Source organism: Pseudomonas sp. BRM28 (assembly GCF_002939405.1).
In the GTDB taxonomy this organism is placed as follows: Bacteria; Pseudomonadota; Gammaproteobacteria; order Pseudomonadales; family Pseudomonadaceae; genus Aquipseudomonas; species Aquipseudomonas palmensis.
This window is the reverse complement of record NZ_PEFV01000001.1, coordinates 5,817,964-5,837,333: the sequence shown is the minus strand read 5'-3', so window position 1 is coordinate 5,837,333 and position 19,370 is coordinate 5,817,964. Positions and strand designations below refer to the sequence as shown.

16 protein-coding genes are annotated in these 19,370 nt (G+C 65.6%); 13 read left to right on the top strand and 3 right to left on the bottom strand.

The window, feature by feature from the left end:
* Nucleotides 1-27: 27 nt before the first annotated feature.
* From CR917_RS26645 to CR917_RS26590, 12 genes are all read left to right on the top strand, one after another.
* Nucleotides 28-999, top strand: coding sequence for a nitronate monooxygenase family protein (locus tag CR917_RS26645; RefSeq protein ID WP_043861080.1), 972 nt, complete (start codon nt 28-30; stop codon nt 997-999).
* Between the two features lie 29 nt (nt 1,000-1,028).
* A complete protein-coding gene (locus CR917_RS26640) occupies nt 1,029-1,811 on the top strand; it encodes a 2-keto-4-pentenoate hydratase (RefSeq protein WP_058541174.1) in 783 nt (260 codons plus the stop codon).
* A gap of 104 nt (nt 1,812-1,915) precedes the next feature.
* Nucleotides 1,916-3,775: a feruloyl-CoA synthase gene (locus CR917_RS26635; RefSeq protein ID WP_088515453.1), complete on the top strand. Its 1,860-nt coding sequence runs from the start codon at nt 1,916-1,918 to the stop codon at nt 3,773-3,775.
* Complete coding sequence (locus tag CR917_RS26630; RefSeq protein WP_043859792.1) at nt 3,772-4,713, top strand: acetaldehyde dehydrogenase (acetylating); 942 nt, start codon at nt 3,772-3,774, stop codon at nt 4,711-4,713. Before CR917_RS26635 ends, CR917_RS26630 begins: the two co-directional genes overlap by 4 nt.
* A gap of 10 nt (nt 4,714-4,723) precedes the next feature.
* A complete protein-coding gene (gene dmpG / locus CR917_RS26625; RefSeq protein WP_054916102.1) occupies nt 4,724-5,758 on the top strand; it encodes a 4-hydroxy-2-oxovalerate aldolase in 1,035 nt (344 codons plus the stop codon).
* Between the two features lie 14 nt (nt 5,759-5,772).
* Nucleotides 5,773-6,777 (top strand): CDP-6-deoxy-delta-3,4-glucoseen reductase, encoded by a 1,005-nt coding sequence (locus tag CR917_RS26620; protein WP_043859794.1) that lies wholly within the window; start codon nt 5,773-5,775, stop codon nt 6,775-6,777.
* Between the two features lie 319 nt (nt 6,778-7,096).
* Nucleotides 7,097-7,543 (top strand): HIT family protein, encoded by a 447-nt coding sequence (locus CR917_RS26615; RefSeq protein ID WP_043859795.1) that lies wholly within the window; start codon nt 7,097-7,099, stop codon nt 7,541-7,543.
* Between the two features lie 335 nt (nt 7,544-7,878).
* Nucleotides 7,879-8,508: a hypothetical protein gene (locus CR917_RS26610; protein WP_229589306.1), complete on the top strand. Its 630-nt coding sequence runs from the start codon at nt 7,879-7,881 to the stop codon at nt 8,506-8,508.
* 38 nt (nt 8,509-8,546) lie between these two features.
* Complete coding sequence (locus tag CR917_RS26605; RefSeq protein ID WP_043859797.1) at nt 8,547-8,945, top strand: ester cyclase; 399 nt, start codon at nt 8,547-8,549, stop codon at nt 8,943-8,945.
* 69 nt (nt 8,946-9,014) lie between these two features.
* Nucleotides 9,015-9,677: an iron-containing redox enzyme family protein gene (locus tag CR917_RS26600; RefSeq protein ID WP_043859798.1), complete on the top strand. Its 663-nt coding sequence runs from the start codon at nt 9,015-9,017 to the stop codon at nt 9,675-9,677.
* A gap of 139 nt (nt 9,678-9,816) precedes the next feature.
* Nucleotides 9,817-11,649, top strand: coding sequence for a long-chain-acyl-CoA synthetase (locus CR917_RS26595; protein ID WP_043859799.1), 1,833 nt, complete (start codon nt 9,817-9,819; stop codon nt 11,647-11,649).
* Between the two features lie 257 nt (nt 11,650-11,906).
* Nucleotides 11,907-13,484: a diguanylate cyclase gene (locus CR917_RS26590; protein ID WP_104573213.1), complete on the top strand. Its 1,578-nt coding sequence runs from the start codon at nt 11,907-11,909 to the stop codon at nt 13,482-13,484.
* Nucleotides 13,485-13,547: 63 nt separating this feature from the next.
* Here CR917_RS26590 and mobA read toward each other — a convergent pair whose 3' ends face one another.
* From mobA to CR917_RS26575, 3 genes are read right to left on the bottom strand one after another with little or no spacing between them, the layout of a single operon-like run.
* Nucleotides 13,548-14,126, bottom strand: coding sequence for a molybdenum cofactor guanylyltransferase MobA (gene mobA, locus CR917_RS26585; protein ID WP_043859686.1), 579 nt, complete (start codon nt 14,124-14,126; stop codon nt 13,548-13,550).
* Between the two features lie 60 nt (nt 14,127-14,186).
* Nucleotides 14,187-17,315, bottom strand: a complete 3,129-nt coding sequence (locus CR917_RS26580; RefSeq protein WP_043859687.1) for an efflux RND transporter permease subunit — start codon at nt 17,313-17,315, stop codon at nt 14,187-14,189.
* 11 nt (nt 17,316-17,326) lie between these two features.
* Entirely contained in the window at nt 17,327-18,505 is a 1,179-nt protein-coding gene (locus tag CR917_RS26575; protein ID WP_043859688.1) for an efflux RND transporter periplasmic adaptor subunit, read from the bottom strand.
* Nucleotides 18,506-18,660: 155 nt separating this feature from the next.
* On the opposite strand from CR917_RS26575, the gene CR917_RS26570 reads away from it, so the two are divergent.
* Nucleotides 18,661-19,362 (top strand): response regulator transcription factor, encoded by a 702-nt coding sequence (locus CR917_RS26570; protein WP_043859689.1) that lies wholly within the window; start codon nt 18,661-18,663, stop codon nt 19,360-19,362.
* Nucleotides 19,363-19,370: the final 8 nt, after the last annotated feature.

Below are 19,370 nucleotides of genomic sequence, written 5' to 3'. Positions count from 1 at the left end.
TGATAACCAGAACAAGAGAGATGCGTGATGACAACAACAAGCCTGAGTGCACCGCAACAGCAACTCCTGAACCTGTTCGCCGGGCTCGACCTGCCGGTGCTGGCCGCGCCGATGTTCCTGGTGTCGGGCCCGCGCCTGCTCGCCGCCAGCTGCCAGGCCGGCATCGTCGGCAGCCTGCCGGCGCCCAATGCGCGCACCGTCGAGCAACTGCAGCAATGGCTGGAACAGATCGTCGGCGAGCGTGACGCCGCGCAGCAGCGTGGCGAGCAGTGGGCGCCGTGGATGCTCAACATGATCGTGCACAGCACCTACGACCGCTTCGAGGCCGAGCTTGAACTGGTGCGCCGTTACCAGCCGCCGATCGTCTCCACCGCCCTGGGCAGCCCCAAGCGCGTGCTCGACACCGTGCACGCCTATGGCGGGGTGGTGATCGCCGACGTGATCAGCCCGGCCCTGGCACGCAAGGCCGTGGCCGCCGGCGTCGATGGCCTGGTGCTGGTGTGCAACGGCGCCGGCGGGCATACAGGCAACTACAATCCGTTCGCCTTCGTCGCCGAAGTGCGCGAGTTCTGGGACGGCCCGCTGGGCCTGGCCGGGGCGATCTCCAACGGGCGCGACATCCATGCCGCGCAGGTGCTGGGCTGCGACTTCTCGCTGGTGGGCACGCGCCTGATCGCCACCCACGAAAGCCTGGTCGAGGACGCCTACCGCGACATGCTGGTGGAGTGCTCGCTGGACCAGGTGACCACCACCAAGGCGGTCAGCGGTGTGCTGGCCAACTGGATGCAGCCGTCGCTGGACAAGGCCGGCATCGACCCGCGCAGCGAAACCCGCCCCAGCATCGACTTCTCCGGCGACATCGCCACCGCCAACAAGGCGTGGAAACACGTGTGGTCGGCGGGGCAGGGCGTGGGCCAGATCACCCGCACCTGCAGCGTGGCCGAGCTGGTCGACGAACTGCACCAGGGCTATCGCCAGAGTCGCGCGCGCGCGTTGTAAGCCAACCGGACCCGTTCAGGAGCAACCCCATGACCCACCCCAACCTTCAGGCCGCCGCCGCAGCGCTGGCCCAGGCCCGCTCGACCCGCACCCCGTGCGGGCGCATTTCCGAGCGTTTCGACATCCAGTCGCTGCACGACGCCTACGCCGTGCAGGAACTCGCCACCCAGGCCGCGCTGGCCGCCGGCCGGCGCCTGAGCGGGCGCAAGGTCGGCCTCACCTCGCTGGCGGTGCAGCAGCAACTGGGCGTCGACCAGCCCGACTTCGGCATGCTGTTCGCCGACATGGAATGCCACGATGGCCAGGCCATCGACAGCACGCGGCTGATCCAGCCCAAGGCCGAGGGCGAGATCGCGTTCGTGCTGGGGCGCGACCTGCCCGACCCCGACACCACCCTGGGCGAGCTGCTGCGCGCGGTCGACCATGTGCTGCCGGCGCTGGAGATCGTCGACTCGGCCATCGAGGACTGGAAGATCACCCTGGTCGACACCGTGGCCGACAACGCCTCCTCGGGCCTCTACGTGCTGGGCAAGACCCCGGTCAGCCTGCACGGCCTGGACCTGGCCCTGGAAGGCATGCTGCTGGAGAAGAACGGTGCCCAGGCCGCCATCGGCGTGGGCGCCGCTTGCATGGGCAACCCCCTGGATGCCTGCCTGTGGCTGGCGCGCACCATGGCCCTGGCCGGGCGCCCGCTGCAGGCCGGTGACGTGCTGCTGTCCGGCGCGCTGGGGCCGATGGTGCCGGTGGTGGCGGGCGACAGCCTGCGCCTGCGCCTGACCCGCCTGGGCGAAGTGAGCTGTCGCTTCACCTGAGCCGTGCCGGCTTGAACCCGGCGGCCTGACCGACCGCCGGTACCTACAACAATAAAACCAGTGAGCAGCGGGCCGACGGCCTGCCGCGCTCACGAGGGCGTGCAATGTACGACTTCTTCAACGACCCCACCCAGCTGGCCCCCGCCCAGGTGCTGTACGAACCGCGTGCCGACGGCAGCTTCGTGCTCAGCTCGCCCGAGCCGCTGCAACCCTATGCGCGCTGCATCGGCCAGTGGCTGGAACACTGGGCCGAGCAGGCGCCGCAGCGTGCCTACCTGGCCGAACGGCGCGGCGCGGGCTGGTTCAGCCTGACCTACGAGCAGGTGCGCCAGCGCGTCGGCGCCCTGGCCCAGGGCCTGCTGGAACTGGACATCGCAGCCGGCCGGCCGCTGCTGATGCTCTCGGAAAACGACCTGGACCAGGCGCTGCTGACCCTGGCGGCGATGCACGTGGGCATCCCGGTGTCGACCATCTCGGTGGCCTACTCGCGCAATACCGGCAGCGGCTGCGCCAAGCTCAAGGCGATTGTCGAGGTGCTCAAGCCGGGGCTGATATTCGTCAACGACGGCGATGCCTATGGCCGCGCCATCGCCCTGGTCGACCCGGACTGCCCGGTGGTGGCGGCGCGCAACGCCCAGGAAATCCCCGGTGCGCTGGCCCTGCCGCACCTGTACAAGGCCGAGACCCCGGCGGTGATGGCCGCCTTCGCGCGCCTGGATGGCGACACCCCGGCGCGCTACCTGATGACCTCCGGCTCCACCGGTGCGCCCAAGGCCGTGGTCAACACCCACGGCATGCTCTGCGCCAACCAGCAGGCGATTGCCCAGTGCTGGCGCTTTCTGGAGCAGGGCGAACTGATCGTGCTCGACTGGCTGCCCTGGAGCCACGTGTTCGGCGCCAACCACAACTTCAACCTGGTGCTGCGCAACGGCGGCACCCTGTACATCGACGACGGCCTGCCGGTGCCGGGGCAGATCGACCGTACGCTGGAGAACATCCGCTCGGTCAGGCCCACGCTGTTCTTCAACGTGCCGCGCGGCTACGAGATGCTGCTGCCTCACCTGGAGCGCGACCCGGCGCTGGCCCAGGCCCTGTTCGGGCGCCTGCGCATGCTGTTCTATGCCGCTGCCGCCCTGCCGCAAAGCAGCTGGAGCCGGCTGGTGGCGTGTGCCGGGAAGGTGCGCGACACGCCGCTGTTCTTCGCCACCGAATGGGGCTCCACCGAAACCTCGCCGGTGGTCACCAGCGTGCATTTTGCCGCCGACAAGGCCGGCATCATCGGCCTGCCGGTACCGGGCACCGAGCTCAAGTTCGTGCCGGCCGGCGACAAGCTGGAGATGCGCGTGCGCGGCCCCTCGGTGTTCCCGCGCTACCTGGGCGACCCGGCCAGCACCCTGGCGGCGTTCGATGAAGAGGGCTTCTACCGTATCGGCGACGCCGGGCGCCTGGTCGACCCGGCGCGCCCCGAGCTGGGCGTGCAGTTCGACGGCCGCGTGACCGAGGACTTCAAGCTCAGCAGCGGCACCTGGGTGTCGGTGGGCACGCTGCGCCCACGCCTGGTCAGCGCGCTGGCGCCGTATGCCAGCGACTGCGTGATCGGCGGGCATGACCGCGACATGATCGGCGCGCTGGTCTACCCGTCCCAGGCCCTGCGCGACCTGCTCGGCGCCGAGGGCCAGCACATGAGCGGTGCACAGCTGGCGCTGCAGCCCGAGGTGCGCCTGGCGCTGTGCGCGGGCCTGCAGGCACTGGCCCGGGAATACCCGGCCTCGTCCCAGCATGCCGTGCGCCTGGTGATCCTCGATTCGCCGCCCAGCCTCAACGACGGCGAGATCACCGACAAGGGCTACATCAACCAGCGCACCGCCTTGAGCCTGCGCGCCGAGGCCGTGCAGCGCCTGTACGCCGACAGCCTCGACCCGAGCGTCATCCTCCTCGCCGAAGTCTACGGAGAAGCCGTATGAACCCTGCAAAATTCAATGTCGCCATCATCGGCTCCGGCAATATCGGCACCGACCTGATGATCAAGCTGCTGCGCCACGGCAAGCACCTGAAAATGGCCGTGATGGTCGGCATCGACCCGGCCTCCGACGGCCTGGAACGCGCCCGCCGCCTGGGCGTGGCCACCACCCACGAAGGGGTCGAGGGCCTGGCGCGCATGCCCGAGTTCGCCGATATCGACTTCGTGTTCGATGCCACCTCGGCCGGCGCCCATGTACGCAACGACGCCTACCTGCGCGCACGCAAGCCCGGCATCCGCCTGATCGACCTGACCCCGGCAGCCATCGGCCCGTACTGCGTGCCGGTGGTGAACCTGGAGCAGAACCTGGCGCAGTTGAACGTCAACATGGTCACCTGCGGCGGCCAGGCGACCATCCCGATGGTGGCCGCGGTGTCGCGGGTGGCCAAGGTGCACTACGCCGAAATCGTCGCCTCGATTGCCAGCAAGTCCGCCGGCCCCGGCACCCGCGCCAACATCGACGAGTTCACCGAAACCACCTCCAAGGCCATCGAAGCCATCGGCGGTGCAGCCAGGGGCAAGGCGATCATCGTGATGAACCCGGCCGAGCCGCCGCTGATCATGCGCGACACCGTGTTCGTGCTCTCCGAAGCCTGCGAGCAGGCCCGCGTGCAGGCCTCCATCCACGAGATGGCCCAGGCGGTGCAGGCCTACGTGCCGGGCTACCGGCTCAAGCAGCAGGTGCAGTTCGAGGTGATCGAGCCCCAGGCGCCGCTGCTGATCCCGGGCCTGGGCCGCTTCAGCGGGCTCAAGACCTCGGTGTTTCTCGAAGTCGAAGGCGCCGCCCACTACCTGCCGGCCTACGCCGGCAATCTCGACATCATGACGTCCGCCGCGATGGCGACCGCCGAGCGCATGGCCCAGGCCATGGCGCACAACTGAGGATGCCCGCATGACGTTCAATCCCGCCAAGAAGCTCTACATCAGCGACGTGACCCTGCGCGACGGCAGCCACGCGGTGCGCCACCAGTACTCGCTGCAGAACGTGCAGGACATCGCCCGTGCGCTGGACAAGGCCAGGGTCGATTCCATCGAAGTGGCCCACGGCGATGGCCTGCAGGGCTCCAGCTTCAACTACGGGTTTGCCGCCCACACCGACCTGGAGTGGATCGAGGCCGTGGCCGACGTGATCAGCCACGCCAGGATCACCACCCTGCTGCTGCCCGGCATCGGCACGGTGCACGACCTCAAGGCCGCATATGACGCCGGCGCCCGCGTGGTGCGCGTGGCCACCCACTGCACCGAGGCCGACGTGGCCCGCCAGCACATCGAATATGCGCGCGGGCTGGGCATGGACACCGTGGGCTTTCTGATGATGAGCCACATGATCCCGGCCGAGCAGCTGGCCGCCCAGGCCAAGCTGATGGAAAGCTACGGCGCCACCTGCGTGTACATGGCCGACTCCGGTGGGGCGATGAACATGCAGGACGTGCGTGATCGCTTTCGCGCGTTCAAGGCCGTGCTCAAGCCCGAGACCGAAACCGGCATGCATGCCCACCACAACCTCAGCCTCGGGGTCGCCAACTCGATCACCGCGGTGGAGGAGGGGTGCGATCGCATCGATGCGAGCCTGGCCGGCATGGGCGCGGGCGCCGGCAACGCGCCCCTGGAAGTGTTCATCGCCGCCGCCGAGCGCCTGGGCTGGAACCACGGCACCGACCTCTACACGCTGATGGATGCAGCCGACGACATCGTGCGCCCGTTGCAGGACCGTCCTGTGCGGGTCGACCGCGAATCGCTGGCGCTGGGCTATGCCGGGGTCTACTCCAGCTTCCTGCGCCACGCCGAAATCGCCGCGGCGCGCTATGGCCTGAAAACCGTCGACATCCTGGTCGAGCTGGGCAAGCGGCGCATGGTCGGCGGCCAGGAGGACATGATCGTCGACGTGGCGCTGGACCTGCTGGCCGCCGCCGGACGCGCGCAGTGACGGAGGGTACGCACATGAGCTTCACCCTGCAGATCCAGCCGGTCGGCCTGAGCTGCCCGGTCAACGCCGGGCAGAGCGTGCTCGACGCTGCCCTGGCCGATGGCCTGATGCTCAAGCACAGCTGCCGCACCGGCACCTGTGGCAGTTGCAAGGGCCAGGTGCTCAGCGGCGAGGTGGACCACGCCGACAGCCCGCTGGCAGTGCTCAGCGAAGCCGAGCGGGCCCAGGGCCTGGCGCTGTTCTGCTGCGCCAGGGCACGTTCCGACCTGGTCATCGACGCGCCGGAAGTCACCGAGCTGCGCGGCATCGGCATCCAGCAGATGGGCGTGCGCGTGGCCAGCCTCGACAAGGTCAGCCACGACGTGGCGGTGCTGCGCCTGATGCTCGCGCCGGGCGCCGCATTCGCCTACCTGCCGGGGCAGTACGTGCAGGTGCTGCTCAAGGACGGCAGCCGGCGCAGCTACTCGATGGCCACCGCAGCGGCGCGCGACAACCAGCTTGAGCTGCACATCCGGCACATGCCGGGCGGGGTGTTCAGCGGGCATGTGTTCAATGCGTTGCAGCCCAGGGCGATCCTGCGCATGGAGGGGCCGTTCGGTTCGTTCTACCTGCGCGACAGCCAACGGCCGATAGTATTGCTGGCCAGCGGCACCGGCTTTGCCCCGGTGCAGGCGCTGCTCGAGCAACTGCGCGAGCGCGGCGACAACCGCCGCCCGGTGTACCTGTACTGGGGCGGGCGGCGCCGTGAGGACCTCTACCGGCATGAACAGCTGCTGGCCTGGGAGGCGCAGTTGCCGTGGCTGCGCTACACCCCGGTGCTGTCCGAGCCGGGCCCGGCCTGCGACTGGCAGGGTGCCACCGGCTTCGTGCACCGCCAGGTGCTGCAGGACTTCCATAGCCTCAAGGACTTCGAGGTCTATGCCTGCGGTGCGCCGATCGTGGTCGACTCGGCGCGACGCGATTTCGTCGAGCAGCGGGGGCTGGAGCCCGCACATTTTCATGCCGATGCGTTCGTGTAGCTCAGGCCGGGCGAGCCCACGCACAGCGGGTGGGTGATGGCGTCACCGTCCTCGGCCCTCATGGCCCTGGCCGGTGACGCACCCATGCAGCCCGGATACAAAAAGTTACCTTGGGAAAACCCATTCAAATCAAACCATTAGGAAATTTACGGGATTCAGATACAAAAAATTTCAAAACTCCCGTGTACAGCTGAGGAAGGCCAGGGGTAATTTCTCCTACAAGCTGCGCGGTCAACTCTGCAATGGAATGCAGCCTGTAGCATCCCGGATCTTCATGCCTCCACCGGGGTTGCACCTACAACAATAGAGGGAGCTATCCGTGAACTGCATTTTCTGTGCAATCGCCAAGAAAGAAGCACCGGCTGCCGTTGTCTACGAAGACGAGCAGTGCCTGGCCTTTCTCTCGATTCAGCCGATCACTCCTGGCCATGTCCTGGTCATTCCCAAGGCCCACGCAAGCGGCCTGGGTGATATCCCTCCTCAAACCTGTGGCCACATGATGCGTGTGGGTCAACGGATGGCGGCCGCCCTGCGTGAAAGCGGCCTGAGCCTCGAAGAACAGCCCTGTGAAGGTATCAACCTGCTGCTGTGCGATGGCGCAGTGGCCGGGCAGACCGTAGGTCACGCGCACCTGCATGTGCTGGCCCGCTTTGTCGGTGACGGTTTCAACCTGGGTCATGCGGACCTCCCGATCGCCACGCCACAGGTGCTGGGCGAGCGCGCCGAGCAGATCCGCCGAGCCTTGGCCTCGCTACCACCGAACTGACTGTACCTCGCTCTGGTTCAACGGCACGCCCGCCACTAGCGGGTGAGTGTCTGGCTGTGCGCAGCCCGTAAATCAACAACCTATGGCTATCTACGCAAGGAGGCGAAGCTATGTATTGTCCTGTGGAAACTTAAGTCGTGCGCTGGGCTGAGTTGAATACTACAGATCACAATAAGAAGGGATTTCTCATGCCGTCACTCGCCAGTAACAAGGCTGACTTGCCTTCGGCAAGTATGCAGTTGGTCAAGGATGATTCCGCCGGTTCGGCCATCTACAGTTTCTATGATTCAGTCCTCCAGGAGTTGTGCCAGTCTGACAAGGTAAAGGTCAGGCAGGTGGTAACGCCTGCGCAATTCATCGAACTTTCTCGTGCCCGTAGCCGGTTGTATGGGCAGCGCAAGATCTATTACAAGACGCTGTTTGGTAACTCGGTCGACAATACCGTGTGCCTGGATGAATACGACCCGCGTTCCTATGTGTTTGCCTTTTATCATGATGGTGAAATCATCGGCACTCAGCGTATTACGCCGTTCCCTCACGAGTCGGGTGAGTTCATCAGCCATGAACAACTGGTGCAGTTCTCCGGGCCCAACTACGAGCACGAGTGCGTCGAACTTTCACGCCTGATCGTCGACAAGCATGCCCCGGTCAAGAACGTGGTCAACGGGCTGGCCATGACCGGTGCCTCGCTGGTGGCCCTGCAAGGCGGCTACAAGACGTTCATCACCTATGTGAAGCCACGGCTGGCGCCGAAGTTCGACAGCTTCGTGTTCGATCAGGACGGCATCTTCTTCCAGATCAAGGCCCGTGGCGATCATTACTACGCCCTGTACAAAGGCGATCTGATGCCCTCGGTGACGCCCTTCTTCGGCCTGCCCAGCTGCCCGGCAGACCTGAAGGACGTCGATGACCTGATTCGCCATACCTTGGCCGCCCGTCACGCGAGGCAGTCACTGGCGGGATAAGCATCACACAATAACGACAACATTGAGGTTGATCCAAGATGGAAGCCAGGAACAAAGAAGTGGTCATCGAGTTTTACGAGCGCATGTTTGGTCAGCGTGAACTGGCGGTTGCCGATACCTTGATTGCCGAGGACTACGTGCAGCACAACAACGTGTTCATTCCCCCGCGCCGCGAAGGCTTCAAGACCTACTTCACGCAGTTCTTCAAAACGTTCCCCGAGTCGGGTACCAGTATCGAGCGGGTCTGCGCCGAAGGCGATTATGTCTTCCTGTATGCCAAGCACTGGGCCAAGCACAGGTTCTTCACGGTGAACTACAAGGTGATCGATATCTACCGTGTTGAAAATGGTGTGCTGATGGAACACTGGGACACTATCGAAGGCCTGGGCTTCTTTTCCAAGTTCATCTACATCATCAAGTCCGTGCTGCGCCTGTAACGCCGTATTCGCCTGACCGTATAACACGTGTCATGAACGATTTATCAACACGCCAAGGAAGAGAGTGAAATGACTGAAGTGACCGCGTTTCGCAAAGAGCTCAAAGCCATCTGTGACGCCGAATGGGAAAAGATCAAGGCCGGCCGTTTCTTCCAGATGATGAAGCGTCCCGAACTGCAGCGTGAGCTGTACATCAAGTCGATTGTCCAGGTGTACCACTACACCAAGAACAACGCGATCAACCAGGCGGTGGCGTGCTGGAACCAGGACCACAAGAAGGTCGGCCTGCTGCGTTTCGCGATGAAGCATGCGCTGGAAGAGCTGGGCCACGAAAACATGGCGTACAACGACCTGATCGCCATTGGCGTGGACCCGTCGGAGTTCGAGAAACCGATGCTGCCGGCCACCGAGGCGTTCTACGGCTACCTGGACTTCGTTTCCGTATGCCGCGGCATCATTCCGCGCCTGGGCTACAGCTTCTGGGCCGAGGACTGCTATGAGCACCTCGAACCCCTGATGGACGTGTGCAAGAACCATCTCAAGCTGACCGATCAGCAACTGACCTTCTTCGTCGCCCACGCGATCATCGACGAGAAGCACTCCGAGCAGGTCAACGCCGCCATCGACCGCTGGGTCGTGACCGATGAAGAAAAAGAGGCGGTCAAGCAAGTGGCCCGCACCACGGTCTACCTGATGGGCAAGATCCTCGAGTCGGTCGCCGACGAGTTCTGATTGTTCGGCACCAGGCGTCCTCGCGCACCCCGCTGCGCGAGGACTTTTTCACATGGCGTGCACAACAATAAAAACGATTGGCTGGTCATGGCGTTTGTCGAACCGCCTGGCGGCCACGGTCAATCCACCAGGAGGTGCCATGAGTAGTAATAGCGACATGATTACCTGGGGCATGATGCTGCGCAAAATTCCCTCGATCACTCGGGCCATTCCTCGGCTCGTCAGGGGCCTCAAGGTTTCCAAACTCAAGGCCGATCAGCCCTGTGGCCTGGGTTGGGCCTTCGAACAGGCGGTTGCGCGCAACCCTCAAGGGCCGGCGCTGCTCTACAAGGACACGCGCTTCAGTTACGAACAGGTCAACCAGTGGGCCAACCGTTTCGCCCACTACCTGCTGGCCCGTGGCCTGAAAAAAGGCGATGTGGTAGGCATCTTCATCGAGAACCGCCCCGAATTGCTGGTCAGCGTACTGGCCGTGAGCAAGATCGGCGGCATCTGCGCCATGCTCAACACCTCGCAGACCAACAACGTGCTGATCCACAGCCTGGGCCTGGTCAACCCGTCGGCGATCATCGTCGGCCAGGAGCTGGTGCCATCGTTCGAGGCGGTGCGCGACGAGGTGGCCATCGACAGGCAGCGCACCTTTTTCCTGGCCGACACCGACACCACGCGCGATGCCGGCACCGCCCCCGAGGGCTACGTCAACCTGACCCTTGCCAGTCAGGGGCACGCTACGGCCAATCCGGCGACTACCCAGCAGGTCTACCTCGACGACGCCTGCTTCTACATCTACACCTCCGGTACCACCGGCCTGCCCAAGGCCGGGGTGTTCAAGCATGGGCGCTGGATGAAGGTCTACGGCAGCTTCGGCATGATCGCCCTGGACATGCGCCCCGATGACATCGTCTATTGCACCTTGCCGCTGTATCACGGCACCGGCCTGTGCGTGAGCTGGGGTTCGGCATTGGCCGGTGCCTCGGGCTTCGCCATCCGCCGCAAGTTCAGCGCCAGCCAGTTCTGGGAAGACACGCGAAAATTCAAGGCCACCACCATCTGCTACGTCGGTGAACTGTGCCGCTACCTGATCGATCAGCCTGCGGCCGGCAACGATGGCGACAACCCGGTGGTGAAGATGATCGGCAACGGCCTGCGTCCGGGCGTGTGGCTCGACTTCAAGAAACGCTTCAACATCGAGCGGGTCTGCGAGTTCTACGCCGCCAGTGACGGCAACATCGGCTTTACCAACATCCTCAATTTCGAGAACACCATCGGCTTTGCCATCAACGCCTGGTCGCTGGTGGAGTACGAACACGACACCGGCGAACCACGGCGCAACGCCGACGGATTCATGCAGAAGGTCGGCAAGGGCGGTCAGGGCCTGTTGCTGGCCAAGATCGACGACGACGCCCCGTTCGATGGCTACACCGACCCGGAGAAGAGCAAGAAGGTGGTGCTCTACGACGTGTTCGAAAAGGGCGACCGCTACTTCAACAGCGGCGACCTGATTCGCGATATCGGCTTTGGCCATGCCCAGTTCGTCGACCGCCTGGGGGACACCTTCCGCTGGAAGGGCGAGAACGTCTCCACCACCGAAGTCGAGAACATCATGGTGCAGCACCCCCACATTGCCGAAGCCGTGGCCTACGGGGTGGAAATCAAGAACACCAACGGTCGCGCCGGGATGGCCGCCATCACCCCGTCGGCGCCGCTGGAGCAGCTGGATTTCTGCGACCTGCTGCGCTTCGTCAAGAGCCAGATGCCTCACTACGCGGTGCCGATGTTCCTGCGCGTCAAGACCTGCATGGAAACCACCGGCACCTTCAAGTACCAGAAGACCAAGCTCAGAAGCGAAGCCTTCGACCCCAGCCAGACCGGCGAAGACCCGGTGTATGCCTGGCTGCCGGGCACCGAAACCTACGTGCGGGTGACCGATCAGGTGCTGCAGGACATTCATGGCGGCAAGTTCCGCTACTGAAGGGCAACCGCGCCAGCGGCGCACCGCAAGGCCTGCCTGCATGCATGCGCAAGGCTGCTCACTGGAGCGGGCGGCCTTGCGTCCCACTTTCAGCTTCACTGCCCTGCAACTTCTGCCTGCCGGATTCTGCAGCAGCCCGTCGTGACCCCCACCGCTTGATTGCGCGCCTGATGCTCTGCCCCTTGCGGTACAGGGCATTCCGGAGTACAGCTGATGGCAGGATGCCTTCAGTTGTGGCATCGCAGGAGCGTTTCATGATGTCGACCCCCTTACTGCCGGTGCCGCTGCCGCACAAGCGTGACGTGCGCCTGGCCGTGCTGCTGTTGCTGGTGATCTGCGTATCGCTGGCATCGCTGACGGCCTGGAAGATATGGGCTGCACGTCAGCGCGCGCTGAACGAGGTTCAGGTACACAGCCTCAACCTGACCCAGGCACTGGACACCTATGCTGAGGGCATCATCCGCCAGAGTTCGATGATGCTGCTGGGCCTGAGCGAGCGGCTCGAAGTCGATGGCGGCGGGCCGCAGCAACTGGCGCGCCTGGCCGGGCTGGTGGAGGAGCAGAACGAACTGCTGACGCAACTGCATGGGCTGACCATCTATGGCCCGACGGGCGAATGGCTGATGTCGACCAACGGCCCGATTCCGGACGGTGCGAACAGCGCCGACCGCGAGTTCTTCATCCACCATCGCGACAACCCGTCCCGCGAGGTGTTCATCGGCCCGCCGATCCGCAGCCGCTCCACCCAGGACTGGGTGATCACCGTCAGCCGGCGTTTCGAGCAGCCCGGGGGGCAGTTCGCCGGGGTGATCGCGGTGACCCTGGGGGTGGAGAACTTTCTGCGCCTGTTCGGCAAGATCGACGTGGGCAAGGACGGTGCGATCGCGCTCACCTACACCAGTGGGCGCATCCTGGTGCGCTACCCGTTTCGCGAGCAGGACATGGGCCGCGACTTTTCCCGGTCGCCGATCTACACCCGTTACCTGGTGGAAAACTCGGTGGGCACGGCTTCGTTTGCCTCGAGCCTGGATGGGGTGGAGCGCCTGTATGCGTTTCGCAAGAACGAGCACCTGCCACTGGTGACCACCGTGGCCATCGGCAAGCGCGAGGCCCTGGACGCCTGGCGCATGGAAGCGTGGCTGACGGTGGGGCTGGTGCTGGCGTTGCAGGGGGTGATCGCGGTGATTGGCCGGCTGCTGATCCGTGACATGCGCCATCGTGCCGAGATGGATGCGCAGCTGCTGGTGGCGCGCGAAGAACTGCTGGCCACCAACCGGCAGCTGGCGGTGCTGGCCACCCACGACACGCTCACCGGGCTGGCCAACCGCCGGCGTTTCGACGAGGTGCTGGCCAGCGAAGTTCGGCGTGCCCAGCGCGAGGCCCAGCCGCTGGCGTTGCTGCTGATCGATATCGATCATTTCAAACGCTTCAATGACGCCTACGGGCACATTGGCGGTGATGAATGCCTCAAGGCGGTGAGCGCCTTGCTGCGCGAGTGCGTGCGCCGCCCGACGGATGTGGTGGCGCGTTATGGCGGGGAAGAGCTGGCGATGGTGCTGCCCAATACCGAGGTGGCGGGCGCGGTAGTGGTGGCCGAGACGGTGCTGGCGCGGTTGGCCGAGCTGAACATCGTGCATGCTGGCAGCCCGTTCGGGCGGGTGTCGGTGAGTATCGGCGTGGCAGGCATGGCGGGGCAGGGCGAAACGCCCCTGACGCTGGTGGCGGCGGCCGATCAGGCGCTGTATGCGGCCAAGGCGGCGGGGCGTAATCGGTGTGTGGTGTTCGAGGGGGGCGGTGCCGCCCATCGCGGGTCAAGCCCGCTCCCACAGGGGTAGAGCAAGCCTCTGTAGGAGCGGGCTTGGCCCGCGAAGAGGCCCTCACAGACGACACAAAAAGCCTTATTGCCCCAACCACTGCGGCGTATTGAAGTTGCTCAGGCGCCGGTCCTCCTCTGCACACTCCACTGCCTGCAACGGATGCTCCAGCAACGCCCGCAGCAGGCTGCGCTCACCGGCCTGCCATGCCGCCTGCAAGCTCGCCTGCTGGCGCACCGGGATCACGCAGAACATCGGCTGCCACTGCTGGCCCTGGCGCACCATCGCCGCGCAGTCCCCGGTCACCGCCACGCTCAGCAGCTGCTCGAGCAACCCGCGCTCGATCAGCGGTGCATCACACGCCAGCACCACCAGCCAGGCATGCCGCGCCACCGCGAGCCCGGCCAGCACCCCGGCCAGCGGCCCGGGAAACCCAGGCTCGGCATCGCCCACCAACTGGTCGGCAAACGCCCGATAGGCGTGCTGGTTGCGATTGCAGGAAAGGATCAGGTCATCGCTCAGGTCACGTACAACGGCGTGCACGTGCGCGATCAGCGGGCGGCCCTGCCAGGACAGCAGGCCCTTGTCCTGCCCGCCCATGCGCTGGCCACGGCCGCCGGCCAGCAAAAGAATGGAGCAGGGGGGAAGTACGGCGGCGGTCATTGCAGGGTTCCAGTCCATAAGCGGGCTAGCACCATCCCATGACCGCCGCGCGGCTGTCCATCAGCTTTGTTCGACCACCGCAGTGTCGGCCTGGGCGTCACGCCGGCGCCAGCCGGTCACGCGCATCACCACCACGAAGAACACCGGCACGAACACGATCGCCAGCGTGGCGCTGAGCATGCCGCCGATCACCCCGGTGCCGATGGCCTGCTGACTCGCCGAGCTGGCGCCGGTGGCAATCGCCAGCGGCACCACGCCCAGGATGAACGCCAGCGAGGTCATCACGATGGGCCGCAGGCGCAGGCGCGCGGCCTGTACGGTGGCCTCGACCAGGTCATGCCCTTCGTCCACCAGGCTCTTGGCGAACTCGATGATCAGGATCGCGTTCTTCGCCGACAGGCCGATCAGGGTGATCAGGCCGACCTTGAAGAACACATCGTTGGGCATGTCGCGCAGGGTCACCGCCAGCACCGCACCGAGCACGCCCAGCGGCACCACCAGCAGCACCGAGGTAGGGATCGACCAGCTTTCGTACAGCGCCGCCAGGCACAGGAACACCACCAGCAGCGACAGCGCCATCAGCATCGGTGCCTGCGCCCCGGACAACTGCTCCTGCAGCGACAGCCCGGTCCATTCCAGGCCAAAGCCCAGCGGCAGGGCATCGACCAGGCGCTGCACCTCGGCCATCGCCGCGCCCGAGCTGTAGCCCGGTGCCGGCTCGCCCGACACGGCAATGGCCGGGTAGCCGTTGTAGCGGGTCAGTTGCACCGGCCCCGATACCCACTGCGCCTGGGCGAAGGCCGACAACGGCACCATCTTGCCGCTGGTGTTGCGCACGTGGATCTTGAGCAGGTCCTCGACCTGGCTGCGCTGGTCGCCCTCGGCCTGCACCACCACCCGCTGCATGCGGCCCTGGTTGGGGAAGTCGTTGACGTAGGTCGAGCCGATGGCCGTGTTGAGCACCGTGCCGATGTCGTCGAACGACACGCCCAGCGCGTTGGCCTGCTTGCGGTCGATCAGCAACTGCACCTGCGGGCTTTCGGCCAGGGCGCTCTCGCGCACGTTGGCCAGCACCGGGCTTTTCGCGGCCTCGGCCAGCAACTGGTCACGCGCCGCCATCAGCCCGGCATGGCCCACGCCGGCACGGTCCTGCAGGCGGAACTCGAAACCGGTCGAGGTGCCCAGGCCATCCACCGAGGGCGGCAGCACCGCATAGGCCACCGCGTTCTTGAACTGGCTGAAGGCGATGTTGGCGCGCTCGGCGATGGCCTCGGCGCTGTCCTTGGCGGTGCGCTCGGACCAGTCCTTGAGCGTGGTGAACACCAGCGCCGCGTTCTGCCCGCTGCCCGAGAAACTGAAGCCCAGGATCACCGTGGTGTTGCCCACGCCAGGTTCGCCTGCGCTGTGCGCCTCGATCTGCTCGGCCACCTGCACGGTACGGTTGCGGCTGGCGCCGGGCGGCAGCTGCACGTCGGTGATGGTGTAGCCTTGGTCTTCGGTAGGCAGGAACGAGGAGGGCAGCTGGCTGAAGGTCCAGCCCAGCGCCACCAGCAGCAGGCCATACACCACCAGGTAGCGGCCGCTGCGCTGGATCGCGTGCATCACCCAGCGCTGGTAGCCGTTGCTCATGCCTTCGAACTTGCGGTTGAACCAGCCGAAGAAACCGCGCTTGACGTGGTGTTCGCCCTTGGCGATCGGCTTGAGCAGGGTGGCGCACAACGCCGGGGTCAGGCTCAGGGCAAGGAACGCCGAGAACAGGATCGATACCGCCATCGACGCCGAGAACTGCTGGTAGATCACCCCCACCGAGCCCTGCATGAACGCCATCGGCACGAACACCGCCACCAGCACCACGGTGATGCCGACGATGGCGCCGCTGATCTGCTGCATGGCCTTGCGCGTGGCTTGCTTGGGCGGCAGGCCTTCCTCGGCCATGATCCGCTCGACGTTCTCCACCACCACGATGGCGTCGTCCACCAGGATGCCGATGGCCAGCACCATGCCGAACAGGGTCAGCACGTTGATCGAGAAGCCCAGCGTCAGCATCACCGCGAAGGTGCCCATCAGCGCCACCGGCACCACGAGGGTCGGGATCAGCGTGTAGCGGATGTTCTGCAGGAACAGGAACATCACCAGGAACACCAGCACCATGGCCTCGATCAGGGTGTTGATCACCTGTTCGATCGACACCTTGACGAACGGCGAGGTGTCATACGGGATGTCGTACACCGCCCCGGGCGGGAAGTAGCGCGACAGCTCGTCCATCTTGGCCTTGACCAGGGTCGCGGTCTGCATGGCGTTGGCACCGGGCGCCAGCTGCACGCTGAAGGCGGTGGACGGCTTGCCGTTCAGGCGCGTGCCGTACTGGTACTCCTGGGCGCCGATCTCGACCCGCGCCACATCACCCACGGTGACCCGCGAGCCATCCGGGTTGGCACGCAGCACGATGTCGGCGAACTCCTGGGGCGTCGACAGCTGGCCCTTGATCAGCACGTTGGCAGTGATTTCCTGGGTCGGGCTGCCGGGCAGGTCGCCGATGCTGCCAGGGGCCACCTGGGCGTTCTGCGCGGCAATCGCAAGGTTCACATCCTCGGGGGTGAGGTTGAAGCCGATCAGCTTCTGCGGGTCGAGCCAGATACGCATGGCGCGTTCCGAGCCATAGAGCTGCGCCTTGCCCACACCCGGTACGCGGCGCACCTCGTTCATCACGTTGCGCGCCAGAAAGTCGCTCAGCGCGGTTTCGTCTAGGCGGTCATCGTCGGCGGTCAGGGTCACCAGCATCAGGAACCCGGTGGAGATCTTCTCCACCTGCAGGCCCTGCTGGGTCACCGCCCGCGGCAGGCGCGACTCGACGATCTTCAGGCGGTTCTGCACATCGACCTGGGCCAGTTCCGGGTTGGTGCCCGGCTGGAAGGTCGCCGTTACCGTGGCGCTGCCCAGGCTGCTGGTGGACTGGAAGTACAGCAGGTGATCGGCGCCGTTGAGCTCCTGCTCGATCAGGCTGACCACGCTCTCGTCCATGGTCTGCGCCGAGGCACCGGGGTATACCGCGTACACCTCGATCTGTGGCGGCGCCACGTTGGGGTACTGGGCCACCGGCAACTGCGGGATGGCCAGCGCACCGCCGAGCAGGATGAACAGCGCGACCACCCAGGCGAACACCGGGCGGTCAATAAAGAACTGCGGCATGGATCAGGGCCTCACTGGGCGGTGGTCTGGGCGATGGGGGCAGCCGTGTCGGTGGCGGGGGTCACGCTCACCTGGTCACCCACCTTCACGTGCTGCAGGCCTTCGGTGACGATGCGATCGCCCGGGGCCAGGCCCTCGGTGACGATCCAGCGGTCCTGCTGCACGCTGCCCAGCACCACGGCGCGCTCGCTCACGCGCTGCTCGGCGTCCACCAGCAGCACCCGCGGCAGGCCCGCGCTGTCACGCAGGATGGCCTGCTGCGGCACGCTGATGCCCTTGGGCTGCACCGCCTGTTCCAGGCGCACGCGGATGAAGCTGCCGGGCAGCAGGTCCAGGTCGGGGTTGGGGAACTCGCTGCGCAGGGTGATCTGGCCGGTGCTCGGGTCCACGCTGATGTCGGAGAACAGCAGCTTGCCCGCCAGCGGGTAAGGGGTGCCGTCATCCTGGATCAGCGTGGCGCGGGCCTGGTCCTGGCCCACCTGCTTGAGCTCGCCGGCACGCAGGGCACGGCGCAGGGCGTTGATCTCGCGGGTCGACTGGGTCAGGTCGGCATGGATCGGGTCGAGCTGCTGAATGATCGCCAGCGGGGTCGATTCGTTCTGCCCCACCAGCGCGCCCTCGGTCACCAGGGCACGGCCCACGCGCCCGGAAATCGGCGCGGTCACGGTGGCATAGCCCAGGTTCAGGCGCGCACGCTCGAGCGCGGCCTTGGCCGCTGCCACTTCGGCGTCGGCCTGCATGGCGGCGGCGCGCGCGTTGTCGTGCTCCTGGCGGCTGATCGCGTCGATCGAAATCAGCTCGGCGTAGCGCTGGTCCTGCAGGCGCGCCTGAAAGCGCGTGGCCTCGGCCTTGGCCAGGTTGGCGCGGGCGCTGTCGTAGTCGGCCTTGAATGGTGCCGGGTCGATGCGAAACAGCACGTCGCCCTGTTTCACGTCGCTGCCCTCACGGTACACCCGCTTGAGCACCACCCCGGCCACCCGCGCGCGCACCTCGGCGATGCGTGGCGCCAGGATGCGCCCCGACAGCTCGGTGCTGATGGCCAGGGGTTGCTCGCGCACGGTTTCGACGCTGACGGCGGGCTTGGGGGCTTGTTCTTCGGCGGGCGGCTTGCTGTCGCAGCCGGCCAGGGCCAGGCTCAGCAGCAACAGGGGCGCCAGGGTACGCAGACGGACGGGGCTTGAACTGGGCATGCGGATCTTCCATAAATGACCCGGCAATGCTAAGGCAGCCGCGCTACAGGCAGTTGTTAAGCTATGTAGGGCGAGTGTGAAAAAGTGTGAAGAATTTCGCGACCTGCGAATAAGCGCTATATCCTGCCTGACTTTCCCGGCCTTTCAAACTACCCATGCCCACTATCCTTCTGGTCGAAGACGACTGCGCCCTGAGCGAACTGATCGCCAGCTACCTGCAACGCAATGGTTTCAGCGTCAGCGTGATTGCGCGGGGGGACCACGTGCTGGAAGAGGCGCGGCGCAGCAAACCCGACCTGGTGATCCTCGACCTGATGCTGCCGGGCCTGGACGGCCTGCAGGTGTGCCGGCAGCTGCGCGCCGAATCGCTGCTGCTGCCGATCCTCATGCTCACCGCCCGCGACGACAGCCACGACCAGGTGCTGGGCCTGGAGATGGGCGCCGACGACTATGTCAGCAAGCCGTGCGAGCCGCGCGTGCTGCTGGCGCGGGTGCGTACCCTGCTGCGGCGCAGCAGCATCAACGAGCCGCATCTCGAGAGCGACCTGATCGTGATCGGCGGGCTGCGCATCGACCTGGCCGAACGCACCGTGCTGTGGCGCGACCAGACGGTGGAGTTGTCCAGCGGCGAGTTCAACCTGCTGGTGGTGCTGGCGCGCAATGCCGGCAGCGTGCTCAGCCGCGACTGCATCCTGCAGCAGTTGCGCGGCATCGAGTTCAACGGCACCGACCGCTCGGTGGACGTGGCCATATCCAAGCTGCGGCGCAAGTTCGACGACAGCGCCGGCGAGGCGCGCAAGATCAAGACGGTGTGGGGCAAGGGCTACCTGTTCAGCCGAGTCGAGTGGGAATTCTGAGGAGCGGC

Coding starts and splice junctions, on each gene's coding strand:
- CR917_RS26570 (WP_043859689.1), top strand. CDS start 18,661: ATGCCCACTATCCTTCTGGTCGAAGACGACTGCGCCCTGAGCGAACTG.
- CR917_RS26640 (WP_058541174.1), top strand. CDS start 1,029: ATGACCCACCCCAACCTTCAGGCCGCCGCCGCAGCGCTGGCCCAGGCC.
- mobA (WP_043859686.1), bottom strand. CDS start 14,126: ATGACCGCCGCCGTACTTCCCCCCTGCTCCATTCTTTTGCTGGCCGGC.
- CR917_RS26580 (WP_043859687.1), bottom strand. CDS start 17,315: ATGCCGCAGTTCTTTATTGACCGCCCGGTGTTCGCCTGGGTGGTCGCG.
- CR917_RS26575 (WP_043859688.1), bottom strand. CDS start 18,505: ATGCCCAGTTCAAGCCCCGTCCGTCTGCGTACCCTGGCGCCCCTGTTG.
- CR917_RS26630 (WP_043859792.1), top strand. CDS start 3,772: ATGAACCCTGCAAAATTCAATGTCGCCATCATCGGCTCCGGCAATATC.
- dmpG (WP_054916102.1), top strand. CDS start 4,724: ATGACGTTCAATCCCGCCAAGAAGCTCTACATCAGCGACGTGACCCTG.
- CR917_RS26635 (WP_088515453.1), top strand. CDS start 1,916: ATGTACGACTTCTTCAACGACCCCACCCAGCTGGCCCCCGCCCAGGTG.
- CR917_RS26595 (WP_043859799.1), top strand. CDS start 9,817: ATGAGTAGTAATAGCGACATGATTACCTGGGGCATGATGCTGCGCAAA.
- CR917_RS26645 (WP_043861080.1), top strand. CDS start 28: ATGACAACAACAAGCCTGAGTGCACCGCAACAGCAACTCCTGAACCTG.
- CR917_RS26620 (WP_043859794.1), top strand. CDS start 5,773: ATGAGCTTCACCCTGCAGATCCAGCCGGTCGGCCTGAGCTGCCCGGTC.
- CR917_RS26605 (WP_043859797.1), top strand. CDS start 8,547: ATGGAAGCCAGGAACAAAGAAGTGGTCATCGAGTTTTACGAGCGCATG.
- CR917_RS26590 (WP_104573213.1), top strand. CDS start 11,907: ATGTCGACCCCCTTACTGCCGGTGCCGCTGCCGCACAAGCGTGACGTG.
- CR917_RS26600 (WP_043859798.1), top strand. CDS start 9,015: ATGACTGAAGTGACCGCGTTTCGCAAAGAGCTCAAAGCCATCTGTGAC.